19 protein-coding genes and 1 tRNA gene are annotated in these 20,809 nt (G+C 67.6%); 12 read left to right on the forward strand and 8 right to left on the reverse strand.

From position 1 onward, the window contains the following. Positions 1-111 precede the first annotated feature (111 nt). Together panE and EKL94_RS04340 are read left to right on the forward strand one after the other, a co-directional pair. Positions 112-1,050 (forward strand): 2-dehydropantoate 2-reductase, encoded by a 939-nt coding sequence (gene panE / locus EKL94_RS04335; RefSeq protein ID WP_126928129.1) that lies wholly within the window; start codon positions 112-114, stop codon positions 1,048-1,050. A 29-nt stretch (positions 1,051-1,079) separates the two neighbouring features. After that, positions 1,080-1,931, forward strand: a complete 852-nt coding sequence (locus EKL94_RS04340; RefSeq protein ID WP_185829987.1) for a Rossmann-fold NAD(P)-binding domain-containing protein — start codon at positions 1,080-1,082, stop codon at positions 1,929-1,931. Positions 1,932-2,005: 74 nt separating this feature from the next. Here EKL94_RS04340 and EKL94_RS04345 read toward each other — a convergent pair whose 3' ends face one another. Then, positions 2,006-2,803, reverse strand: a complete 798-nt coding sequence (locus EKL94_RS04345; protein WP_032129204.1) for a TatD family hydrolase — start codon at positions 2,801-2,803, stop codon at positions 2,006-2,008. Positions 2,804-2,870: 67 nt separating this feature from the next. On the opposite strand from EKL94_RS04345, the gene hrpB reads away from it, so the two are divergent. Both hrpB and EKL94_RS04355 read left to right on the forward strand, forming a co-directional pair. Next, positions 2,871-5,375 carry an ATP-dependent helicase HrpB gene (gene hrpB, locus EKL94_RS04350; RefSeq protein WP_126928131.1) on the forward strand — a complete coding sequence of 835 codons (2,505 nt, stop codon included), beginning with the start codon at positions 2,871-2,873 and terminating at the stop codon, positions 5,373-5,375. 144 nt (positions 5,376-5,519) lie between these two features. Next, the gene (locus EKL94_RS04355; protein ID WP_019336760.1) at positions 5,520-5,894 is read left to right on the forward strand and encodes a hypothetical protein; all 375 of its coding nucleotides are present in this window, start codon (positions 5,520-5,522) and stop codon (positions 5,892-5,894) included. Between the two features lie 60 nt (positions 5,895-5,954). Here the strand turns inward: EKL94_RS04355 and EKL94_RS04360 are convergent, their stop codons facing one another. The 3 genes from EKL94_RS04360 to EKL94_RS04370 form a co-directional block, all read right to left on the reverse strand. Beyond that, the gene (locus EKL94_RS04360) at positions 5,955-6,494 is read right to left on the reverse strand and encodes a pseudouridine synthase (RefSeq protein WP_126928151.1); all 540 of its coding nucleotides are present in this window, start codon (positions 6,492-6,494) and stop codon (positions 5,955-5,957) included. 68 nt (positions 6,495-6,562) lie between these two features. Then, positions 6,563-6,823, reverse strand: coding sequence for a hypothetical protein (locus EKL94_RS04365; protein WP_126928132.1), 261 nt, complete (start codon positions 6,821-6,823; stop codon positions 6,563-6,565). Between the two features lie 135 nt (positions 6,824-6,958). Then, the gene (locus EKL94_RS04370; protein WP_126928133.1) at positions 6,959-7,816 is read right to left on the reverse strand and encodes a class I SAM-dependent methyltransferase; all 858 of its coding nucleotides are present in this window, start codon (positions 7,814-7,816) and stop codon (positions 6,959-6,961) included. Positions 7,817-7,986: 170 nt separating this feature from the next. Here EKL94_RS04370 and EKL94_RS04375 point away from each other — a divergent pair, with 170 nt between their 5' ends. From EKL94_RS04375 to EKL94_RS04390, 4 genes are all read left to right on the forward strand, one after another. Further along, positions 7,987-8,943 carry an aldo/keto reductase gene (locus tag EKL94_RS04375; protein ID WP_126928134.1) on the forward strand — a complete coding sequence of 319 codons (957 nt, stop codon included), beginning with the start codon at positions 7,987-7,989 and terminating at the stop codon, positions 8,941-8,943. Positions 8,944-9,588: 645 nt separating this feature from the next. Further along, a tRNA-Gln gene (locus EKL94_RS04380) sits at positions 9,589-9,661 on the forward strand. A gap of 356 nt (positions 9,662-10,017) precedes the next feature. Next, positions 10,018-11,142: a slipin family protein gene (locus tag EKL94_RS04385; protein WP_126928135.1), complete on the forward strand. Its 1,125-nt coding sequence runs from the start codon at positions 10,018-10,020 to the stop codon at positions 11,140-11,142. Between the two features lie 56 nt (positions 11,143-11,198). Further along, positions 11,199-12,419, forward strand: coding sequence for an RtcB family protein (locus EKL94_RS04390; RefSeq protein WP_126928136.1), 1,221 nt, complete (start codon positions 11,199-11,201; stop codon positions 12,417-12,419). A gap of 112 nt (positions 12,420-12,531) precedes the next feature. On the opposite strand, the gene EKL94_RS04395 is transcribed toward EKL94_RS04390, so the two are convergent. After that, positions 12,532-13,437: an NAD(P)/FAD-dependent oxidoreductase gene (locus EKL94_RS04395; protein ID WP_126928137.1), complete on the reverse strand. Its 906-nt coding sequence runs from the start codon at positions 13,435-13,437 to the stop codon at positions 12,532-12,534. Then, positions 13,427-13,882 (reverse strand): Rrf2 family transcriptional regulator, encoded by a 456-nt coding sequence (locus EKL94_RS04400; RefSeq protein WP_126928138.1) that lies wholly within the window; start codon positions 13,880-13,882, stop codon positions 13,427-13,429. The genes EKL94_RS04395 and EKL94_RS04400 overlap by 11 nt, the downstream gene beginning before the upstream one ends. 183 nt (positions 13,883-14,065) lie before the next feature. Here EKL94_RS04400 and EKL94_RS04405 point away from each other — a divergent pair, with 183 nt between their 5' ends. Further along, entirely contained in the window at positions 14,066-16,186 is a 2,121-nt protein-coding gene (locus tag EKL94_RS04405; RefSeq protein ID WP_126928139.1) for a methyl-accepting chemotaxis protein, read from the forward strand. Between the two features lie 127 nt (positions 16,187-16,313). Here EKL94_RS04405 and EKL94_RS04410 read toward each other — a convergent pair whose 3' ends face one another. Then, positions 16,314-17,216, reverse strand: a complete 903-nt coding sequence (locus EKL94_RS04410) for a LysR family transcriptional regulator (RefSeq protein WP_126928140.1) — start codon at positions 17,214-17,216, stop codon at positions 16,314-16,316. A gap of 36 nt (positions 17,217-17,252) precedes the next feature. Between EKL94_RS04410 and EKL94_RS04415 the strand changes: the two genes are divergently transcribed. After that, positions 17,253-18,536 carry an MFS transporter gene (locus EKL94_RS04415; RefSeq protein WP_260473374.1) on the forward strand — a complete coding sequence of 428 codons (1,284 nt, stop codon included), beginning with the start codon at positions 17,253-17,255 and terminating at the stop codon, positions 18,534-18,536. A 125-nt stretch (positions 18,537-18,661) separates the two neighbouring features. After that, complete coding sequence (gene dkgB, locus EKL94_RS04420; RefSeq protein WP_126928141.1) at positions 18,662-19,471, forward strand: 2,5-didehydrogluconate reductase DkgB; 810 nt, start codon at positions 18,662-18,664, stop codon at positions 19,469-19,471. Between the two features lie 119 nt (positions 19,472-19,590). On the opposite strand, the gene EKL94_RS04425 is transcribed toward dkgB, so the two are convergent. Beyond that, the gene (locus EKL94_RS04425; RefSeq protein WP_126928142.1) at positions 19,591-20,292 is read right to left on the reverse strand and encodes an alpha/beta fold hydrolase; all 702 of its coding nucleotides are present in this window, start codon (positions 20,290-20,292) and stop codon (positions 19,591-19,593) included. A gap of 131 nt (positions 20,293-20,423) precedes the next feature. On the opposite strand from EKL94_RS04425, the gene EKL94_RS04430 reads away from it, so the two are divergent. Continuing rightward, positions 20,424-20,804 (forward strand): YbjQ family protein, encoded by a 381-nt coding sequence (locus tag EKL94_RS04430; RefSeq protein ID WP_126928143.1) that lies wholly within the window; start codon positions 20,424-20,426, stop codon positions 20,802-20,804. Positions 20,805-20,809 lie beyond the last annotated feature (5 nt).

The raw sequence follows: 20,809 nt of genomic DNA on the forward strand, positions 1-20,809 counted from the left end.
CCAACCCCGATGAACAGTGCTTTCCGCGAACCACCACGAGGGGCTCCGCCGTTGGCCGCAATCTCCGGCACAATCACACATATCATTTCTCCAGAAAACGGTGAACGTGCAATGCGCATCCTGATTCTTGGCGCCGGCGGTACCGGCGGTTACTTCGGTGGTCGCCTGGCCCAGGCCGGCGTCGACGTGACCTTCCTCGTACGCCCCGCGCGCGCCGCCCAGCTGGACCGCGATGGCCTGGTCATCCGCAGCCCGCTCGGCGATGCCAGCTTCCCGGTGCAGCACGTCACCGCCGATGCGCTACCCGCATTGGCCGCGCAGAAGCCGTTCGATCTGGTCATCCTCAGCTGCAAGGCCTACGACCTCGACAGCTCGCTCGACGCAATTGCTCCAGCCGTGGACGCAAACACCACCGTGCTGCCGATCCTCAACGGCCTGCACCACTACAACGCGCTGGACCTGCGCTTCGGCCGCGACGCGGTGCTCGGTGGCCTGTGCTTCATCAGCGCCACCAAGGCGCCCGATGGCGCCGTGCTGCATCTGGGCAAGCCAGCCAAGCTCACCTTCGGCGAGCGCGATGGCGGCGCGGCGTCAACGCGTGTACGTGCCTTCGCCGCCGCCTGCGCACAGGCCAATCTTGATCACCTGGCGAGCGAACACATCGGCCAGGAACAGTGGATCAAGTACACCTTCCTGACCGCGCTGGCCGCCGCTACCTGCCTGCTGCGTGCGGATATCGGCACCATCGTCGCCACCGATGATGGCGAGGCGATCGTGCGCGGCCTGTACGACGAATGCCTGGCCGTGGCCGAAGCTGCCAGTGAGCCGATTCCCGATGCCGCGCAGGACACCGCACGCGGCACCCTCACCCAGGCCGGCTCGGCGTTGAAGGCATCGATGCTGCGCGATCTGGAAGCCGGCCAGCAGGTGGAGGCCGAACAGATTGTCGGCGACATGCTCGCGCGTGCACGCAAGGCCGACCAGGAAGCTCTGCTGCTGCAGGTCGCCTACAGCAGCCTGCAGGCCTACCAGGCACTGCGCGGCGCGTGAGCCTCCCGTTGCAGGCCAGCGCGCTGCCTATGCGGGTGCTGATCCTCGGTATGGGCTGGAGCGGATGCGTGCTGGCCATGCATCTGCAGGCACGGGGCGTGCACGTCGTCGGGACGGTGCGTGACCCCTCGTCGGCGCCGGACGATGGCCTGCTGCGGCATCAGCTGTGCGCCGACGCGCCACCGTCGTCAGCCCTGCTCGATGAGATCGCGCAGGCCGAGGCCGTGCTGTGCAGCGTGCCGCCAGATGCCGAGGGCGACCCGGCACTACGTCTGCTGCTGCCGGCACTGCAGGACAGCCCGGCACTGCGCTGGGTGGGCTGTCTGTCGTCCACGTCGGTGTATGCCGACCGGGCCGGCGGCTGGGTTGACGAGCGCAGCGCAGCCGATGCCACTGAAGCAGCCGGCGTGCAGCGCCTGCGTGCCGAAGCGCAATGGCGTGCGCTTGCAGAGGATCGTGGCATCGCCTCGGCGGTGTTCCGCCTGCCCGGCCTGTATGGTCCTGGCCGCAACGCCCTGCTGCAGTTGACCGAGGGCCGTGCACGCCACGTGATTCGCCCCGGGCTGGTGTTCAATCGACTGCACGTGCAGGACCTGGCGGCGGTCATCATCGCCGGGATGCAGCGACTCACCGCACAAGGGTTGTACCTGCCCAGTGACGACGAGCCGGCATCGCCACAGGATGTGCTGGCCTTCGCCGCGCAGCTGGGCGGGTTTGCGATGCCGCCGGCCCTGGCCTGGGACGATCCGGCACTGAGCCCGACGCTGCGGCGCTTCTACGAGAGCAACAAGCGCATCGACAGTCGTGGCACGCGTGAAGCGCTGGCGTGGCAGCCGCGCTTCCCCAGTTACCGTGAGGGCCTGCGCGACCTGCTCCGGTAGTGCCGGCCGCTGGCCGGCAATCGCGCGCTGATTGCGGCGTTCATGCTGTTGCCGGCCAGCGGCCGGCACTACCATCAACCCGCGTCGGGCAGGCGGAAGAACGTACGCGTCGCCGCAGTCGCATTGGCCGCCGTCACTGCCACGTCCTCGCCGCGATCGCGCGCCAGTTCTTCCACGATGTGCGAAAGGAACATCGGTTCGTTGCGGCGGTCCTTCGGCATCGGCTTCAGCGTGCGTGGCAGCAGGTAGGGCGCATCGGTCTCGATCATCAGGCGGTTGGCCGGGATGTTCTTCACCAGTTCGCGCAGGTGCGCGCCGCGGCGCTCGTCACACAGCCAGCCGGTGATGCCGATGTACCAGTCCTGGTCCAGGTAATCGAACAGCTCATCGCGTTCACCGGTGAAGCAATGCACCACCGCCGGGCCGATGCGTCCTTCGAAGTTCTTCATCTGCGCCATGAAATCGGCATGCGCATCGCGCTGGTGCAGGAACAACGGCTTGCCATTGTCTGCGGCCAGCTGCAGCTGGCGCTCGAACGCACGGTGCTGGGCCGGGCGCGGCGAGAAGTCACGGAAGTAGTCCAGCCCGCACTCGCCCACCGCCACCACTTCCGGGTGGGCATGCAGCGCGCGCATCTCGGCATCGCATTCCTCGGTGTATTCCACCGCGTGGTGCGGGTGCACGCCGGCGGTGGCATACAGGAAGCCGGGGTGCTGCTGAGCCAGCTGCACGGCCAGCGGCGAGTGCTCGCGGCTGGCACCGGTGATGACCATCTGCACCACGCCGGCCTGCCGTGCGCGGTCGAGGACGGCATCACGGTCGCGGTCGAAGGAGTCGTGGGTCAGGTTGGCGCCGATATCGATCAGATGCATGGTCATCGCGGGGGAAAAGTGCCCGCGCATTGTACCTGCGCCCGCCGCGGCCCCTTATCCTTTGCACATGAACACCCCGCTCTTCCCGATTTCCCCGCTGCTACCGCAGATCCAGCAGCACCTGGCCGTGCAGCCACGGCTGGTGCTGGAAGCCCCGCCCGGCGCCGGCAAGACCACCCAGGTGCCGCTGGCGCTGCTCGATGCACCGTGGCTGCAAGGCCGGAAGATCATCCTGCTGGAGCCGCGCCGGGTGGCCGCACGCAGTGCTGCGCTGTTCATGGCGCGGCAGTTGGGCGAAGAGGTCAGCGGCACGGTCGGCTACCGCATCCGCTTCGAGAACAAGGTCTCGGCACGCACCCGCATTGAAGTCGTCACCGAAGGCATCCTGACCCGCATGCTGCAGGACGACCCGATGCTGGAAGAGGTCGGTGCGATCCTGTTCGACGAATTCCACGAGCGCCATCTCAGTGGCGACCTCGGCCTGGCGCTGGCGCTGGACGTGCAGGCGCAGCTGCGCGATGACCTTCGCCTGGTGGTGATGTCGGCCACGCTGGACGGCGAGCGCCTGGCGCGCTTCCTCGATGCGCCTCGGCTGAGCAGCGAGGGCCGCAGCTACCCGGTGACGGTCAGCCATTTCCCGGCGCGCCGCGATGAGGCGCTGGAACTGCAGGTGCGCCGCGCGGTGCAGCAGGCCCTGGCCGAACACCCCGGTGACCTGCTGGTATTCCTGCCCGGGCAGCGTGAGATCGCGCGGGTGCAGGCCGGCCTGCAGGAATCGCTGGATGCCGGCGTCGAAGTACTGGCCCTGCACGGTGAACTGCCGGTGGAGCAGCAGGCGCGCGTGCTGCAGGCGGCCAGCGATGGCCGCCGCCGCGTGGTTCTGGCCACCAACGTCGCCGAGTCGTCGGTGACGCTGCCCGGCGTGCGCGTGGTGATCGACAGCGGCCAGGCACGCGAGCCGCGCTACGACCCCAACAGCGGTTTCACCCGGCTGGACGTGGTGGCCATCGCCCAGGCGTCGGCCGACCAGCGCGCCGGTCGTGCCGGTCGCGTGGCCGAAGGCGTGGCCTGGCGGCTGTGGCCGCAGTCGCAGCGGCTGGAGCCGCAGCGCCGCGCCGAGATCGACCAGGTGGAACTGGCCGGACTGGCGCTGGAGCTGGCCGCCTGGGGCAGCAGCGATCTGCGCTTCCTCGATCCGCCACCGGCCGGCCCGATGGGCGCCGCCCGCGAACTGCTGCAGCGGTTGGGCGCGTTGTCCAGCAGTGGTGCGATCACCGCACTCGGCCGCCGCGTACTGGCGCTGGGTACGCATCCACGGATGGCGGCGATGCTGCTGGCAGCACCCGATGCCCGCGCGCAGGCGCTGGCCGCCGATCTGGCCGCCCTGCTGGAAGCCCGCGACCCGTTGCGCCAGGGCGGTGACGCGCTGGCGGCCCGCTGGCGCGCACTGGCCGCGTTCCGCAACGGCCGCGCGCCGGGCGACGCCAATCGCAGCGGGCTGGCCGCCATTGACGCTGCCGCCAAGCAGTGGCGACGACGCCTGCGCTGTGATGCCGCGCCACCGGCCAGCATCGAGGCGCACGAGCTGGGTGACCTGCTCGCACATGCCTTCCCGGACCGCATCGGTGTCCAGCATCCCAGCGATCCACTGCGCTACCTGCTGGCCAATGGTCGCAGCGCGCGCCTGCACGAACTGAGCGACCTGCGTGGCGAACCGTGGCTGGTGGCCAGCGAGCTTCGCTTTGAGGCACGCGATGCGCTGCTGCTGCGTGCCGCACCGGTGGATGAAGGCCAACTGCGCAAGGCGTGGCCGGAGCGCTTCGTCACTGAAGACGTGGTGCGCTGGGACAGCGAGCGCCGCGCCCTGGTGGCACTGCGCGAGACCCGTTTCGACCGCATCGTGCTGGACAGCCGCTCGGCCGGGCGGGTCGATCCGCAGCACGCCGCGCAGGCCCTGACCGATGCGGTCGCCGAACTTGGCCTGCAGGCCTTGCCGTGGACCGAAGGCCTGCGCCAGTGGCAGGCACGGGTGGAATCGCTGCGGCGCTGGATACCCGAGCTCGGCCTGCCCGACTGCAGCGACGACGCCCTGCTGGCCAACCGCGCGCAGTGGCTGCAGCCCGCGTTCGCCGGCAAGACGCGACTGGATGCGCTGGATGAGTCCAGCTTCGGCGAGGCGCTGAAGTCACCGCTGGAGTGGTCACAACGGCAGCTGGTCGAACGCCACGCACCGACCCGCATTACCGTGCCGTCCGGACTGGAGCGGCCGATCAGCTACGCGCTGGACAGCGAGAGCGGCGATCCGCTGCCGCCGGTGCTGGCGGTGAAGCTGCAGGAGCTGTTCGGCCTGGCGGATACGCCGCGCATCGCCGATGGCCGCGTGCCGCTGACCCTGCACCTGCTCTCCCCCGGTGGCCGCCCGCTGCAGGTCACCCAGGACCTGCGCAACTTCTGGGAAAACACCTACGCCGAGGTGAAAAAGGAGATGAAGGGCCGCTACCCGCGCCATCCGTGGCCGGATGACCCGTGGACGGCCACGGCCACGCACCGGGCCAAGCCGCGCGGGACCTGACCGGTCGTGCCGGCACGACCGGTTGCGGACCCTGCCTGATCCTGAATGGCTGCGGTAAAGTCACGCCACGTGCGGCCCCGACTGACATACCGTTTACGGGCAACACGCGACACTGGACTTCGACCCGAGGCAAAGGACCCCCGCATGAGCAAGCTGACCGTAATCACCGACCGCGCTCTGGAGCGCGCCCTGGAGCTGGCCCACACCGCCGGCGATGGCCTGAAGAGCGCCGGTGGCAGCCTGCGCAATGCGGACTGGATCAAGACCGGCGCCGCCATCGGCGCAGTGAAGACCGGCGGCAAGGCCGCGACCAAGTTCGTGCGCCGCAACCCGGCCGTGGCCGTGGCCGCCGCTGCGGTCGGTGTAGGCCTGCTCGGCTATGCGCTGTACCGCAAGCAGCAGAAGAAGAAGGCCGCCAATGGCCACGTGGTGAATGGGCAGGCGCAGCGCATCAACGCACGTGACCGCCGCAACGACACCGTGGTGGACGAGCACAGCGATATCGGCAGCGACGCCTGAGATCGTCGGCCACGGTCAGGGCCGGGGTCCTTCCGCAGGAAGGGCTCCGGCCTTTTCATTTCAACCGATCTGCCGCCACTGCCCCGGCTGCAGGTCGTCCAGCCGGTACGGTCCCATCGACACGCGGACCAGCCGCAGCGTCGGCAGGTTCACCGCCGCGGTCATCCGCCGCACCTGGCGGTTGCGACCCTCGCGGATCGTGATCGCCAGCCAGCTGTCAGGCACGGTCTTGCGGAAACGCACCGGCGGATCGCGCGTCCACAGCGACGGCGCCGGATCGAGGCGTTCGATCTTCGCCGGCAGGGTCGGCCCGTCGTTCAGCTCGACGCCGTCGCGCAGCTGTTGCAGCTGCTCATCGCTGGGCGTGCCTTCCACCTGCACCCAGTAGGTCTTGTCGGCCTTGTGCCTGGGGTCGGTGAGCTTGTGCGCCAGCGTGCCGTTGTCAGTCAGCAGCAGCAGGCCCTCGCTGTCATGGTCCAGGCGGCCGGCGGCATACACGCGCGGCGGCAGGCCGAACCCGGCCAGGGTCGGCCGCGGCGGCACGCTGCGGTCGGTGAACTGGCAGAGCACGTTGAAGGGCTTGTTGAAGGCGATCAGCATTGCGGGCACGGCAGTCGGCGGGTGGGGCATTGTCCCATTCCCGCGTTGCCGCCGCGATCACGGCGGGCTCAGCCGAAAACCTTCCATTCCAGCAGGAACGAGCCCAGCACCAGTGCGATGCCGCACGCCGCGATGACATTGGCCCGGCGCCGCAGGTCTGCCGCCGGCGGGTCGGCCTTGCGCGAACGTTCCTCCAGAAGGGCACCCGCAAACAGGACGGCAAACCCTACCGTCGCCATCAGATCGTGGGCATGACCACCGTAGAACACGAAATCGATCAACCGCCCCAGCACCAGCACCGCGACAGCGATGTAAAAAATCTTCTTCAACTATCCATGTCCTTGCATACGATCGAATTCCGGCGCATGGCCGGCCTTGGGACCAGCCATGCGCCGCGCTACGCGCGATGAGCCGAACATGGGCTCGGCTCTACAGAGTCAGCATGCGCCAGCCCGGCACCCCTCCTACGGCTTGATGAAGCGCAGGGTCATGCGGTCGCTTTCGCCGATCGCCTGGTACTTCGCATCATCGGCCTTGTCGTGCTGGTTGGTCGGCGGCAACGTCCACACACCGTTCGGGTGGTCCTTGGTATCACGCGGGTTGGCGTTGACCTCGCTGCGCGCGTCCAGCTTGAAGCCGGCGGCCTCGGCCATCGCGATCACCTGCTGCTGGCCGACATAGCCGGTGTCATCGTCGTCGGCTACATCGGCCTTGGCGCGGTGCTCGACCACGCCCAGCACGCCGCCCGGCTTGAGCACGTTGAAGAAGCCCTGGAACATGCCCTGCGCCTGGCCGGCCTTGCGCCAGTTGTGCACGTTGCGGAAGGTAAGCACCACGTCGGCTGAACCGGCCGGGCCGAACACCGGCTTGGCCGGATCGTAAGCGACCACGGCAGTCTTGCCGAACTGTGCCGGTGCACCGGCGTACTTCTTTTCCAGGCTGTCGCGGCTGCGCTGCTGGTAGTCACGGCCGCGGCCCTCGGGCACCGCCATCGGATCGACCACTGCGGCGACGTAGTGGCCCTTGTCGTGCAACAGCGGCGCCAGGATCTCCGAGTACCAGCCGTTGCCGGGGGTGATCTCGATGACGGTTTTCTCGGGCGTCACCTTGAAGAACGACAGCGTCTGCGCCGGATGACGGAAGCCATCGCGCTTGACGTTGTTGGCATCGCGGGTCGGCGCCTTCACCGCCGCGTCGATGGCCGGTAAGACCTGGATCTTCGCCGGTGCCACCGTAGCCGGTGCGGCGAACGCGGGAACAGCGGCAAGCAGGGCCGACGCAATCAGCAGGCGGCAACCACGCAGGGACGAAGCAGGCATCATCGGGACGACTCCAACGGAAGATGCGGCGAGACTAGCAGCCGCAGCGTCCCAGGTGTTCACAAAACGTTAGCCGCATGCCCGTCGCGGAACACTGTTTTGTGGTCACCGCCGCAGCACGGTCACACAACGCGTTTTATTCTGGAGCACTTCCCCCCAAGGAGTCCGTGCCCATGACGGCACCCCGCGAACTGGGCCGTTCCGGCCTGCATGTACGTCCGCTCGCCTTCGGTGGCAACGTGTTCGGATGGAGCGCCGATGAGAAGGCCAGCTTCGCCCTGCTCGACGCCTTCGTCGATGCCGGCTTCAACCTGGTCGACACCGCCGATGTGTACTCGGCCTGGGTGCCGGGCAATGTTGGCGGCGAATCGGAAACGCTGATCGGCAAGTGGTTTGCCCGCAGCGGCAAGCGCGACAAGGTGGTGCTGGCGACCAAGGTGGCCAAGTGGGCCGAGCGCCCCGGCCTGACCCCGGACAACATCAATGCCGCCGTCGAGGATTCGCTGCGCCGCCTGCAGACCGACGTGATCGATCTGTACCAGGCCCACGAAGATGACGAGTCGACGCCGCTGGAAGCGACCCTGGCCGCGTTCGGCCGCCTGATCGAAGCCGGCAAGGTACGTGCGATCGGCGCCTCCAACTACAGCGCCACGCGCCTGGCCGATGCGCTGAAGGTATCCACCGACTACAAGCTGCCGCGTTACGAAACCCTGCAGCCGGAGTACAACCTGTACGACCGCGCCGGCTACGAAAAGGAACTGGAACCGCTGGTACAGCGCGAACAGATCGGCGTGATCGGCTACTACGCGCTGGCCAGCGGCTTCCTCAGCGGCAAGTACCGCACGCCGGCCGATGCAGCCAAGAGCCCGGCGCGTGGCGAGAACGTGGTGAAGCGCTATCTGAACCCGCGTGGCCTGCGCATCCTGCAGGCGCTGGATGACGTGGCCAGCAAGCACAACGCCAGCGCTGCACAGATCGCACTGGCATGGCAGATCGCACGGCCGTCGATCACCGCGCCGATCGTCAGCGCCACCAGCGTCGAACAGCTGCACGATCTGCTGGCGGCAGCCAACGTGTCGCTGAGCGTGCAGGATGTCGCGCAGCTGGATGCCGCCAGCACGGAAGCCTGAGTTGTAGTGCCGGCCGCTGGCCGGCATTGCACTCATTCCGAAGAAAATAATTGAACAAAATGGTTGCGCACGACTAAATCGTGGTTTATCGTGCGCACCTCGTTTCAACAACCACTGGAAACTTCCCTTGAACGCGCATTCCGTCGCCACCGCCAAACTGCTGCCATGCCTGCGCATGGACGTGCTGGCGCGCGCGTTCGGCAAGGAAGACCAGCTGACAACGGCCTGATACCCGCGCTGCGGAGATCGGCCACCCCGATCTCCGAGGCCTGACGACGCCCTCGGAACGCAAGTCCCGGGGGCGTTTTCGTTTGCGTCGGCACAAGGACCCGCGATGCCAGAACTGCACCCCGCGCGGCGACCCGCCGCTCACTGACCCAGGTTTTTCTGCCCCGCCGAAGGATTTGCTTCGCGCGACCGGCAACGCCTGGACATTATCTGCATTGCACCCAAACATTATCGCTCGCCGATAATGTCGGTGGCCTGCACCCTCGATTCTCCAACGGTCCCGTTTCAACCACGGGCTGGTGCGCGCGGCATTGCCGTGGCGTATGCCGGAGGTCGCGGACATGCCATCGCCTGGATCGCCTGCTGGAGTCAGGCGCCGGTTCGCCGGTACGCGGTTCGATTCCGCGCGGTCCCCAACTGGATAGCTCAGTAGGGTAGAGCAACGGATCCTGATTCCGTCTGTCGTGGGTTCGACTCCCACTCCAAACCACATGACCTGTCACGTCATGACTTGAAGCAACACCCGGGGCGCAAGCCCCAGCGGCCATCGTCGCCTTCCACCGTCATCGCCTTCGGGCGGGGCATGGAAGGCAACGGACCGCACGCCGGGCCCCGGCCCGCCGCCACTGCCAGCCACGTTCCGCCCCGGTGCTGCCTGCCGGGAACGACGTTGGCAGCACTGCCGGTGCACCGAAGGCTCCGCGCACGGACCGTCCGCCGATGGCCGCCCTCTTCCGCTGCCTGCACGTGGTGTGCAGGCAGCCTCGCCACGACCTGATCGACCCGGGTCAGGGTGCTTCATCCGCAACGGGTCGAACCACCAGAGCCATACAAGGAGAGACTCCCATGTTCTGGACCATCAAGGTCGTGATCGGCGACGGCGAGCGCGGCCTGGTGTATCGCAACCGTCGTTTCCAGCAGATCCTGCTGCCGGGCGTGCACCGCCTGTCGCCGTTCGGCGGCCGGCCGCACGTGGACATCCACACTGCATCGAAGGGCGCGGCCTATACCGGCAGCGACCAGGACAGCCTGATCGAAGCGCTGGGCGCACAGCTGGACACGCACTTCGTGCTGGCCAACGTCGGCGCCAGCGAGGTCGGTCTGTTGCTGCGCAACGGCCGCATCGACGAAGTGCTGCCGCCGGGCAGCCGCCGCCTGTACTGGCGCGGTTCTGTCGACGCCCAGGTGCGCGTGATGGCACTGGGTGACGAGCCGCGCGTCCCAGCGGACGTACAGCAGCGCCTGGGCCAGCTGGGCGTGCTGCCGCGTGTGGCGGTGATCAGCACCGTGCCGAGCGAGTCGGTGGGCCTGCTGTTCATCGATGGCACGCTGCGGCAGACGCTGGACGCCGGCCTGCACGCGTTCTGGAACTTCAACGGCAACGTGTCGGTGGAGCGTGTGGAACTGCGTGCACGTTCGCTGGACGTGTCCGGCCAGGAGCTGCTCAGCCGCGACAAGGTGACCCTGCGGGTGAACCTGGCCGCGACCGTGCAAGTGATCGACCCGGTGCGTGCACACCGCACGCTCAGCAATGCCGATGAGTTCGTCTATCGGCAGCTGCAGTTCGGCCTGCGCCAGGCGATTGCCGCGCGCAGCCTGGACGAGCTGCTGGGCGACAAGGCGGCATTGGACGGCGAGATCGCCGCCCATGTGCAGGCGGCGATCGAGGGCCACGGCGTGCGGCTGCTCGGCGTGGGCATCAAGGACGTGATCCTGCCGGGCGAGATGAAGGAGATCCTCAACGGCGTGGTGCTGGCCGAGAAGCAGGCCCAGGCCAGCGTGATCCGTCGTCGCGAGGAGGCCAACGCCACGCGTTCGCAGCTCAACACCGCAAAGCTGATCGAGGACAACCCGGTGCTGATGCGCTTGAAGGAGCTGGAGGCACTGGAGAAGGTCACCGAGAAGATCGACAAGCTCACCGTGTTCGGCGGCCTGGATGGCGTACTGAAGCAGCTGGTGACGATCAGGTAGGGGGTCGCGGCGGCGCAGGGACGCGCCGCCGGCCCATCAAGGACAAACACGAAGACATGGACACTCAACAGAACTATCAATGGCTGCATGCCGAGGGCACCACGCCGATCAAGGGCTGGGTCAACGGTGTGCCGCTGGAAGCGCAGGCGCATGAGCAGCTGCGCAACATCGCCGCGATCCCGTTCGTCGGGCCGTGGGTGGCCGTGATGCCGGACGTGCACCTGGGCAAGGGCGCGACCGTGGGCTCGGTGATCCCGACCCGCGGTGCGATCATCCCGGCCGCGGTCGGCGTCGACATCGGCTGCGGCATGGCGGCGGTGCGCACCACGCTGCGCGCCAATGACCTGCCCGATGACCTGCGGCAGCTGCGCAACAGCATCGAGCGCAGCATCCCGGTCGGCAACGGACGTGGCGGCGAGCATCACCGCATGCCCGACAGCATCCACACCCGGCTGGTGCAGTCCGGGCTGGCCGCCGGCCTGGAGAAGATCAAGGACAAGCACCGCAGGATCCGCACCGACAAGCTGGATCGCCAGCTGGGTACGCTGGGCGGCGGCAACCACTTCATCGAACTGTGCCTGGACGAGACGGACACGGTGTGGGTGATGCTGCACAGCGGCTCGCGCGGCACCGGCAACCTGATCGGCACCTACTTCATCGAGAAGGCGCGCGAGGAACTGGCGCGGCGCGTGCTGGGCTTCCACCTGCCGGACAAGGACCTGGCGTTCTTCATGGAAGGCGAGCCGCTGTTCGATGACTACGTTGAAGCGGTGTCGTGGGCGCAGGACTACGCCCGGCAGAACCGCGAGGCGATGATGTCGCGCGTGCTGGCCGAGATGCGCCACCGGCTGCCGAAGTTCCAGCTGGCGGCGATGGCGGTGAACTGCCACCACAACTACGTGCAGAAGGAGACGCACCACGGCCAGGAGTTGCTGGTGACGCGCAAGGGCGCGGTCAGCGCGCGCGAGGGCGAGCTGGGCATCATTCCCGGCAGCATGGGCACGCGCAGCTACATCGTGCGCGGCAAGGGCAACGCGGACAGCTTCCACAGCTGCAGCCACGGCGCTGGGCGGGTGATGAGCCGTGGCACGGCGCGCCAGCAGATCACGCTGGCCCAGCACCGCGAGGCCACCGCGCACGTGGAATGCCGCAAGGACAGCGGCGTGCTGGACGAGTCACCGGCGGCGTACAAGTCCATCGATGATGTGATGGCAGCGCAGCTCGACCTGGTCGACGTGGTGCACACGTTGCGGCAGGTGCTGTGCGTGAAGGGGTAACGAAGCGGTGCCGACCTAGGTCGGCACCCACCGCTCCCGATTGCAGTAGATCCATGCCATGCATGGATGAAACGGTGCCGACCAAGGCCGGCATCTACCGGAACACGCGCATTCAACGCGCCACACTGTCCTCGGTCACCAGCGCATGGTGCACACCAATGCCCGCACGCACGCCCTCGCCCATGGCCAGGGTGATGTTGCCGACCGTCGTCGCATCGCCTGCGGCATACACGTTCGGCACCGAGGTCTGCTTCATCGCATCGACCTCGATCAGCACGCCCAGCGGGCTTTCGGCCAACGCGCAGCCCAGCTGCTGCACCAATGGCGTGGCCATCGCCTGGGTGGCCGGCACGAACAACGCACGCTGGGCGATGCGGCGGCCGTCGGCCAGCTCCACTTCCAGCCAGGTCGGCTGGTCGCCCTGCACGCCCAGCACGGGTGACGTTTCGATCTGCACGCCGCGCTGCTGCATGGCGGCGCGCTCCTCATCGGTGATGTCCAGTCCCATGCTGAAGAACGTGACATTGCCCCAGTCGGCGAACAGCGGCGCCTTGCTGGCGGACATCGGATGGCCGCCGAGCAGGCCGATGGCACCACCACCCACTTCATAGCCATGGCAGTACGGGCAATGCAGCACGGTGCTGCCCCAGCGCTCGGCCAGGCCCGGCAACTCCGGCAACTGGTCGGCGATACCGCTGGCCAGCAGCAGCTTGCGCGCGGCCAGCACCTGGCCATCGGCGGTACGCACTTCCACGCCTTCGACGCTGGCGGTCGCCTGCACGGCTTCGGCATGCACCCAACGCACCGTGGGGTAGTCCAGCAGCTGCTGGCGCGCGGTCTTCAGCAGCTCGGCGCCACTGATGCCATCCAGCCCCAGCACCCCGTGCGAATGACTGGCGAAACGATTGCGCGGCGAAGCGGCGTCGATGACGGTGACCGGGCGACGGGCACGGGCCAGGATCAGGCCGGCGGCAATGCCGGCATAGCTGCCGCCGACGATGAGCACATCAGGATTCATGGTGACCTTCCAGGGAACGGTGATGGGCGAGATGGCGGGCGAAGTCGGCGCCAAGCTGGTCCAGCGTGGTCGCCTGCAGCCGCGCTTCGAGCAGGCGCTGCGCCTCGCGCGCACCCTCGAGCAGGGCGCTGTTGACCAGCTGCTGGATAGGACAGCCGCCGCCGGAATCGCGGGCGCCGACCTGCACCAGCGGTGGAGCCCCCACGGCCAGATAGATGTCATGCAGGGTGATCGCCGCGGCATCGCGGGCCAGCAGGCTGCCGCCGCCGTGGCCGCGCGTGCTGCGCACCAGGCCGGCCTTGTGCAGCTGTGCCAGCAGGCGACGGATCACCACCGGATGGGTGGGCAGGCAGGACGCCAGCTGCTCGGAGGTGCGCGGTGCGGCGTAGCCGACCAGGTGCGCCATCACATGCAGAGCGTCGGAAAGCGGGTTCGCGGATTTCATGTAACAACAATAGTTACATTTAAATCCCCTGTCGAGAGTCCGCATTCGTTCCATATGGACACACTTGTCCCATGAAACATCCCCTTCACATGGCTAAACGAAACGCGAATGTGATGCACGTCCCACTTCAGCGCGTGCGCATCGGGTCGATACCGCAGTGCCCCTTCCCGAGAGTGCTTCCCCATGAATGCGTCTGTCCGTGCTCCGCGCCTGCAGTCCAAGCTGCTCGGCGCGGTTTCCGTTGGTCTGGCCGTGGTCCTGCTGTGCGCGCTGGCGGGCCTGGCCTCCGCCTGGTTGAAGCTATCCACCGAGGTTCCACCCGAAGTCGCGCACAGCCGCGATGCCGAACGCCTGCAGCGCGAGTTCCGCGGCCAGGTACAGGAATGGAAGAACGTACTGCTGCGCGGCCGCGACGACACGCTGCGCCAGCGCCACCTGGAGGCGTTCGACAGCGAAGGCCGCCTGGTCGAGCAACTGGCCAAGGGCCTGGTGAGCAGCCCGGATGCACGCACGCGTGATCTGGCACAGGCCTTCATCGGCCTGCATGCGCAGCTGCAGCAGGAGTACCACGCGGCGCTGCAGGCGTTTGCCGAGGCCAGCTACGATCCCGCCGCCGGCGACAATCTGGTGCGCGGCAAGGACCGTCCAGTGGCGACTGCACTGGATGCGCTGAGCACGCACGCCACGCAGGTGGCCGAAGCGGCGGTGACGGCACGCTCGCAGCAGGCACGCCAGACCCTGCTGCTATGTGCAGCGCTGACCGTGCTGGCTGCCGTGCTGCTGCTGATGGGCCTGGCCTGGTGGCTGCGGCGTGCGGTGGTGCAGCCGGTACTGGCGGTGGAAGCCGCTGCGCGCGCGGTGGCTGCCGGTGACCTGCAGCACGTGGTGCAGGTGCGCAGCCGCGACGAGATCGGCCGCCTCGCGCAGGCCATGCAGGCAGTGCAGTCGACACTGCGCGGTGTGCTCGATGCACAGGCCACGATGGCACAGGCGCATGAAGCCGGCAGCATCAGCCACCGCATGGATGCCAGTGCCTTCCCCGGCGCGTTCGGCACGATGGTGGCCGACAGCAACGCGCTGGTCGATGCGCACATCCAGGTGAAGCTGCGCGCGATCGCGATCATGGGCCGCTATGCCATCGGCGACCTCAGCCAGGACATGGAACGCCTGCCCGGCGAGAAGGCAGTGATCACCGAGGCGCTGGACATGGCCAAGCACAACCTCGGCATGATCAATGGCGAGATCCGCCGCCTGGCCGAAGCGGCGGCCGCCGGTGACTTCAGCCAGCGCGGCGACAGCGCGCGCTTCGAACATGATTTCCGCGCGATGGTCGACGGCTTGAACCGATTGATGCAGACCACCGAACTGAACCTCGGCGAGGTCTCCAGCATGCTGCGTGCGATTGCCGATGGTCGCCTCGGCGCGCGCATGCACGGTGATTTCCAGGGCGTGTTCGCGCGCATCGCCGGCGATGCCAACACCACCGCCACGCAGCTGGCGACCATCGTCACCGACATCAAGCACGCCTCCGGCAACATCCACACGGCGGCGGCGGAGATCGCCGCCGGCAACAACGATCTGTCACGTCGCACCGAACAGCAGGCCGCCAACCTGGAAGAGACGGCGGCATCGATGGAGGAACTGACCTCCACCGTGCGCCAGAACGCCGAACACGCGCGCCAGGCCAACCAGCTGGCGATCGGCGCGCACACCGTTGCCTCTCACGGCGGCAGCGTGGTCGGCCAGGTGGTAACGACGATGGGCGCGATCGAGACCTCGTCGCGGCAGATCGCCGAGATCATCAGCGTGATCGACGGCATCGCCTTCCAGACCAACATCCTGGCGCTGAACGCTGCGGTGGAAGCGGCCCGCGCCGGCGAGCAGGGCCGTGGGTTCGCCGTGGTTGCCAGCGAAGTGCGCACGCTTGCACAGCGCTCGGCCGCAGCCGCAAAGGAGATCAAGGCGTTGATCGAAACGTCGGTGGAACAGGTCGGCCACGGTGCACAGCGCGTGCGCGAGGCCGGTGACACCATGGCCGAGATCGTCGCGTCGGTGCAGCGCGTGACCGACATCATGGCCGAGATCTCCGCCGCCTCACAGGAGCAGAGCGCGGGCATCGAACAGGTCAGCCAGACCGTGATCCAGATGGACGGCACCACCCAGCAGAATGCCGCGTTGGTGGAGGAAGCCAGCGCCGCCGCGCGCAGCCTGGAACAGCAGGCGAACCGCTTGATCGACGCGGTGGATGTGTTCGATCTGTCGACATCGGCGGCTGCGAAGGGCGGGCTGGCGCGCGCAGCCTGATTGATCCGGTTGCCGGCCAGCGGCCGGCTCTACCCCGCGATGAACGGTTTGGTTGCCGGCCAGCGGCCGGCACTACCCTCGAGATGAACGGTAGTGCCGGCCGCTGGCCGGCAACCCCACCACGACCTCAGCGCAGGTAACCTCTCTGCGCCATTGCTTCACCCAGGTAATCCAGGAACGAGCTGATCCGCGCCGACACCGCCGTGTTGCGGTAGTACACCGCGTGGATCGGCTGGTACACATCCAGCGTCTGCGTCGCCAACACCGGTACCAGGGTGCCAGCCGCGCGGTCGCGGTCGGTCACGAAGTCGGACAGGCAGGTGATGCCCACGCCTTCAACCGCCAGTCGGCGTAGTGTTTCGCCACTGGACACCGCGATATCCGGACGCACCCGCAGCAGGCCATCGGCGTCGCCCGGCAGCGGCCAGTGATTCAGCGATTCCGGTTCATTGAAGCTGAGCAGCGTGTGCTGGCCCAGCGCGGCGACGCTGGTCGGTTCGCCGTGTGCCGCCAGGTAGGCCGGACTGGCCACCAGCCGCAGCTGGCAGCGACCCAACGGCCGCGCATGCAGGGTGGAGTCGGCCAGCGGCCCGATCCGGATCGCCAGATCGGTGCGCCGTTCCAGCAGGTCGATGTAGCGCTCGGAGCTGTTCAACTCCAGCTGCACCTCCGGGTAGCGCGCGCGGTACCCGGCCACCAGCGGTGCGATCACGTGCAGCACGAATGGCATCGCCGCATCCACGCGCAGGCGCCCGGCCGGGCGCTCGCGGCGGGCGGCCATCTGTTCCTCGGCGGACTCCACCGCATCGATGATCGCCCGTGCATGGCGCAGGTAGGCCTCGCCCTCGGCGGTGAGGTGCAGGCGGCGGGTGGTACGGGTCAACAGGGTGGTGCCGAGCTTGTCTTCCAGCCGCCCCAGCGCCCGGCTCACGCCCGATGGCGTCTGCCCCAGCTGTTCGGCGGCAGCACTGATCGACCCGCTGTCGATCACCGCGAGGAAGGCCTGCATTTCATCGAGAGTGGTTTTCATGCCGCCATTATTGACTGCGCGGCAATAGTGATTGGCGTGAAGACCGGTTTTTCGGCAAAGGTGCGCCGCGCACACTGCGCGCCTTCCTTCCCTCCGGAGCCGGCCATGATCCGTGGCATTCCCCTCGCCCTGCTGGCGCTGACCCTCGGTGCCTTCGCCATCGGCACCACCGAGTTCGTCATCGTCGGCCTGATCCCCACCATTGCCGCCGACCTTCAGGTCAGCCTGCCCTCGGCCGGCCTGCTGGTCTCGCTGTATGCCCTCGGCGTGGCCATCGGTGCGCCGGTGCTGACCGCGCTCACCGGCCGCGTGCCGCGCAAGTCGCTGCTGGTGGCGCTGATGGTGCTGTTCACCCTGGGCAACGTCATCGCCTTCCTGGCGCCGGGCTACACCTCGCTGATCGTCGCCCGCATCCTCACCGGCCTCGCCCACGGTGTGTTCTTCTCGATCGGTTCGATCATCGCCACCGCGGTGGTGCCGAAGGAGAAGGCCGCCAGCGCGATCGCCATCATGTTCACCGGCCTCACCGTGGCGCTGGTGACCGGGGTGCCGCTGGGCACCTTCATCGGCCAGCACCTGGGCTGGCGCGCCACCTTCCTGGCGGTGGCCGCTCTGGGCGTGATCGCCCTGCTCGGCGCGCTGCTGTTCGTGCCGCGCAGCGTGCCGCAGAGTGCGCCGGCCAGCTTCCGCCAGCAGCTGGCCGTACTCGCCCAACCCCGCCTGCTGCTGGTCTATGCGATGACCGCGCTGGGCTACGGCGGCACCTTCCTGGCCTTCACCTATCTGGCGCCGATCCTGCAGGACGTCACCGGTTTCTCCGCCAATGCGGTCAGCCTGGTGCTGCTGGTGTACGGCGTGTCGGTGGCAATCGGCAACCTGTGGGGCGGGCGCATGGCCGACCGCATGGGTCCGGTGCCCGCACTGAAGCGCATCTTCGCCCTGTTGGCCGTCGTGCTGTTCGTGCTCACCTTCACCGCCTACAACACCTGGCTGATGCTGCTGACGGTGCTGGCGCTGGGTGCGGTGGCGTTCGGCAACGTGCCCGGCCTGCAGGTCTACGTGGTCAAGCAGGCGCAGCGCTATGCGCCGCAGGCCACCGACGTGGCCTCGGGGCTGAACATCGCCGCCTTCAACATCGGCATCGCGCTGGGCGCCTCGCTCGGCGGCCTGGTGGTGGAGAACATCGGCCTGATGCACACGCCGTGGCTGGGCTCGCTGGTGGTGGTGGGTGCGTATGCATTGACCGTGCTCAGCGGCCGCCTGGACCGCCGCGACGGCATCGATGACCGCGCCGATGGCATCGCCGTGGCCGCGCATTGAGATAAGTCATGCCGTGCCGGCGCCCTGCCGGTACGGTGGTGCAATGCACCGTTGCCGGCACGCATGCGGCCACTGGCCTACCCTTTGCCGGATATTCGCATCCCTCCCCTCTGCTGGAGCTCCCCATGACTGTCCCCGCCTTCGGTCTCGGCACCTTCCGCCTCAAGGACCAGACCGTGATCGACTCCGTGCGCAACGCGCTGGATGTCGGCTACCGCGCCATCGATACCGCGCAGATCTACGGCAATGAAGCCGAGGTCGGCCAGGCCATCGCCGATTCCGGCGTGCCGCGCGAAGAGATCTACCTGACCACCAAGGTCTGGATTACCGAGTTCAAGCGCGAAGCGCTGCTGGCCAGCCTGCGTACCAGTCTGGAAAAGCTGCGTACCGATCATGTGGACCTGACGCTGATCCACTGGCCGTCGCCGAACGACAAGGTCGACGTGCCGATGGAGGAGTACCTGACCGCACTGGCCGAGGCCAAGGCACAGGGCCTGACGAAGCAGATAGGCATCTCCAACTTCACCATCGCACAGACCCGCAAGGCGATCGGCATCCTCGGTGCAGGCGCCATCGCCACCAACCAGATCGAGATCCATCCGTACCTGCAGAACCGCCTGCTGGTGAAGTTCCTGCAGGACAACGGCGTCCACATCACCGCCTACATGAGCCTGGCCTATGGCGAGGTGATCAAGGACCCGGTGATCCAGGCCATTGCCGGCCGCCACCAGGCCACTCCGGCGCAGATCGCGCTGGCCTGGGCGCTGCAGCAGGGCTTCTCGGTGATCCCGTCGTCGACCAAGCGCGAGAACCTGTCGGGCAACCTGGAGGCAGCAGCGATCCGCCTGACCGAGGAAGACATGGCGCAGATCGCCAAGCTGGACCGCGGCCATCGCCTGGCCAACCCGGAAGGGATTGCACCCGCCTGGGATTGATCCCAACTGCGGCTACGGATCGGAATCGGTAGGTGCCGACCTTGGTCGGCACTGACCTCTGATCGATCATTGAAACACCGTGCCGACCAAGGTCCGCACCCACCGGAAGCGGCTTTGGCCTAGCGCTGCAACAACCACCCACGCATCGCCGCACTGACCTCGTCCGGCTTCTCCATCGGTGCCAGGTGCCCGCAATCGGGCACCACTACCAGCTGCGAGTGCGGCACCAGGGCATGCATTTCCTCGCTCACTGCCAGCGGCGTGATGCGATCGTTGGCCCCGCAGATGATCAACAGCGGATCGCGGTAGCCAGCCAGCACGTCATGGCCGTCACGGCGTTCCAGCGCGCTCTGGCGCAGGAACACTTCCGCGCCCAGGCGAGCGGTCATGTCGCGCACACGCTGTACCAGCACGTAGTCGTCCAGCCGCGAGGCGTCGATGTAGCTGCGCATCAGCACATCGCCGAAGCCATGGAACTTGCCGGGCAGGCGTACGCTGGCGCGTTGGCTGCGGCGCTGTTCGGCACGTTCCGGTGAATCGGCGTGGATCGAGGTATCGATCAGCGCCAGCTGCAGCACACGCTCCGGCGCGATGCGCAGGATCTGCTGGGCGACGAAACCACCCAGCGAGAACCCGGCCAGCGCAAAGCGCTCCGGTGCCTGTGCCAGCACGTCCTCGGCCACCGCCTGCAGGGTCTCGCCACGGGTCTGGTCGCCTACGGTGCAATCGGCAATGTCGGCCAGATCGGCCAACTGCGCGCGCCACAGCTCGCCATCGTTGAGCAGGCCGGGCAGCAGCAACAGGGGGGTACGGTCGGTCATGGGGGTATTGTCGCGCCGGTGCGGTGACGAGGACATGCCGTCGCTGGCTCTGTGCGTTGCAGAACCGGCCCAGCAGCGCGACGACACGCTAGGATGCAGCCCTCGACCCTACCCGTTCCAAGGATGCGGCCATGGCAGACCCCTACAACAGCGGCAACCCGACGACCTCGCTGGCACGTTTCGACGATTCACTGGTCACCACTGCCTTCGAGCTGCCCGGGCACCGCGTCGTGCGCAACCTGGGCGTGGTGCGCGGCATCACCGTGCGCTCGCGCTCGATCGTCGGCAACTTCCTCGGCGGCATCCAGACGATCTTCGGCGGCAACATCACCATCTACACCGAGCTGTGCGAACAGGCCCGCGAGGAAACCTACCGCGACATGGTCAAGCACGCGCGGCAGCTGGGCGCCAACGCGATCATCGGCATGCGCTACGACGCCACCGATGTGATGACCGGGCTGACCGAGGTGCTGTGCTATGGCACGGCGGTGGTGGTGGAACCGCTGCGTTGACGAGG

Origin of the sequence: Stenotrophomonas maltophilia (genome assembly GCF_003970865.1) — a bacterium.
In the GTDB taxonomy this organism is placed as follows: Bacteria; Pseudomonadota; Gammaproteobacteria; order Xanthomonadales; family Xanthomonadaceae; genus Stenotrophomonas; species Stenotrophomonas maltophilia_AR.

Bases quoted from the DNA above. Each gene is read 5' to 3' on its own strand.
- EKL94_RS04385 (WP_126928135.1), top strand. From the start codon at position 10,018: ATGTTCTGGACCATCAAGGTCGTGATCGGCGACGGCGAGCGCGGCCTG.
- panE (WP_126928129.1), top strand. From the start codon at position 112: ATGCGCATCCTGATTCTTGGCGCCGGCGGTACCGGCGGTTACTTCGGT.
- EKL94_RS04375 (WP_126928134.1), top strand. From the start codon at position 7,987: ATGACGGCACCCCGCGAACTGGGCCGTTCCGGCCTGCATGTACGTCCG.
- EKL94_RS04355 (WP_019336760.1), top strand. From the start codon at position 5,520: ATGAGCAAGCTGACCGTAATCACCGACCGCGCTCTGGAGCGCGCCCTG.
- EKL94_RS04390 (WP_126928136.1), top strand. From the start codon at position 11,199: ATGGACACTCAACAGAACTATCAATGGCTGCATGCCGAGGGCACCACG.
- EKL94_RS04410 (WP_126928140.1), bottom strand. From the start codon at position 17,216: ATGAAAACCACTCTCGATGAAATGCAGGCCTTCCTCGCGGTGATCGAC.
- hrpB (WP_126928131.1), top strand. From the start codon at position 2,871: ATGAACACCCCGCTCTTCCCGATTTCCCCGCTGCTACCGCAGATCCAG.
- EKL94_RS04425 (WP_126928142.1), bottom strand. From the start codon at position 20,292: ATGACCGACCGTACCCCCCTGTTGCTGCTGCCCGGCCTGCTCAACGAT.
- EKL94_RS04405 (WP_126928139.1), top strand. From the start codon at position 14,066: ATGAATGCGTCTGTCCGTGCTCCGCGCCTGCAGTCCAAGCTGCTCGGC.
- EKL94_RS04430 (WP_126928143.1), top strand. From the start codon at position 20,424: ATGGCAGACCCCTACAACAGCGGCAACCCGACGACCTCGCTGGCACGT.
- EKL94_RS04400 (WP_126928138.1), bottom strand. From the start codon at position 13,882: ATGAAATCCGCGAACCCGCTTTCCGACGCTCTGCATGTGATGGCGCAC.
- EKL94_RS04370 (WP_126928133.1), bottom strand. From the start codon at position 7,816: ATGATGCCTGCTTCGTCCCTGCGTGGTTGCCGCCTGCTGATTGCGTCG.
- EKL94_RS04360 (WP_126928151.1), bottom strand. From the start codon at position 6,494: ATGCTGATCGCCTTCAACAAGCCCTTCAACGTGCTCTGCCAGTTCACC.
- EKL94_RS04345 (WP_032129204.1), bottom strand. From the start codon at position 2,803: ATGCATCTGATCGATATCGGCGCCAACCTGACCCACGACTCCTTCGAC.
- EKL94_RS04340 (WP_185829987.1), top strand. From the start codon at position 1,080: ATGCGGGTGCTGATCCTCGGTATGGGCTGGAGCGGATGCGTGCTGGCC.
- dkgB (WP_126928141.1), top strand. From the start codon at position 18,662: ATGACTGTCCCCGCCTTCGGTCTCGGCACCTTCCGCCTCAAGGACCAG.
- EKL94_RS04395 (WP_126928137.1), bottom strand. From the start codon at position 13,437: ATGAATCCTGATGTGCTCATCGTCGGCGGCAGCTATGCCGGCATTGCC.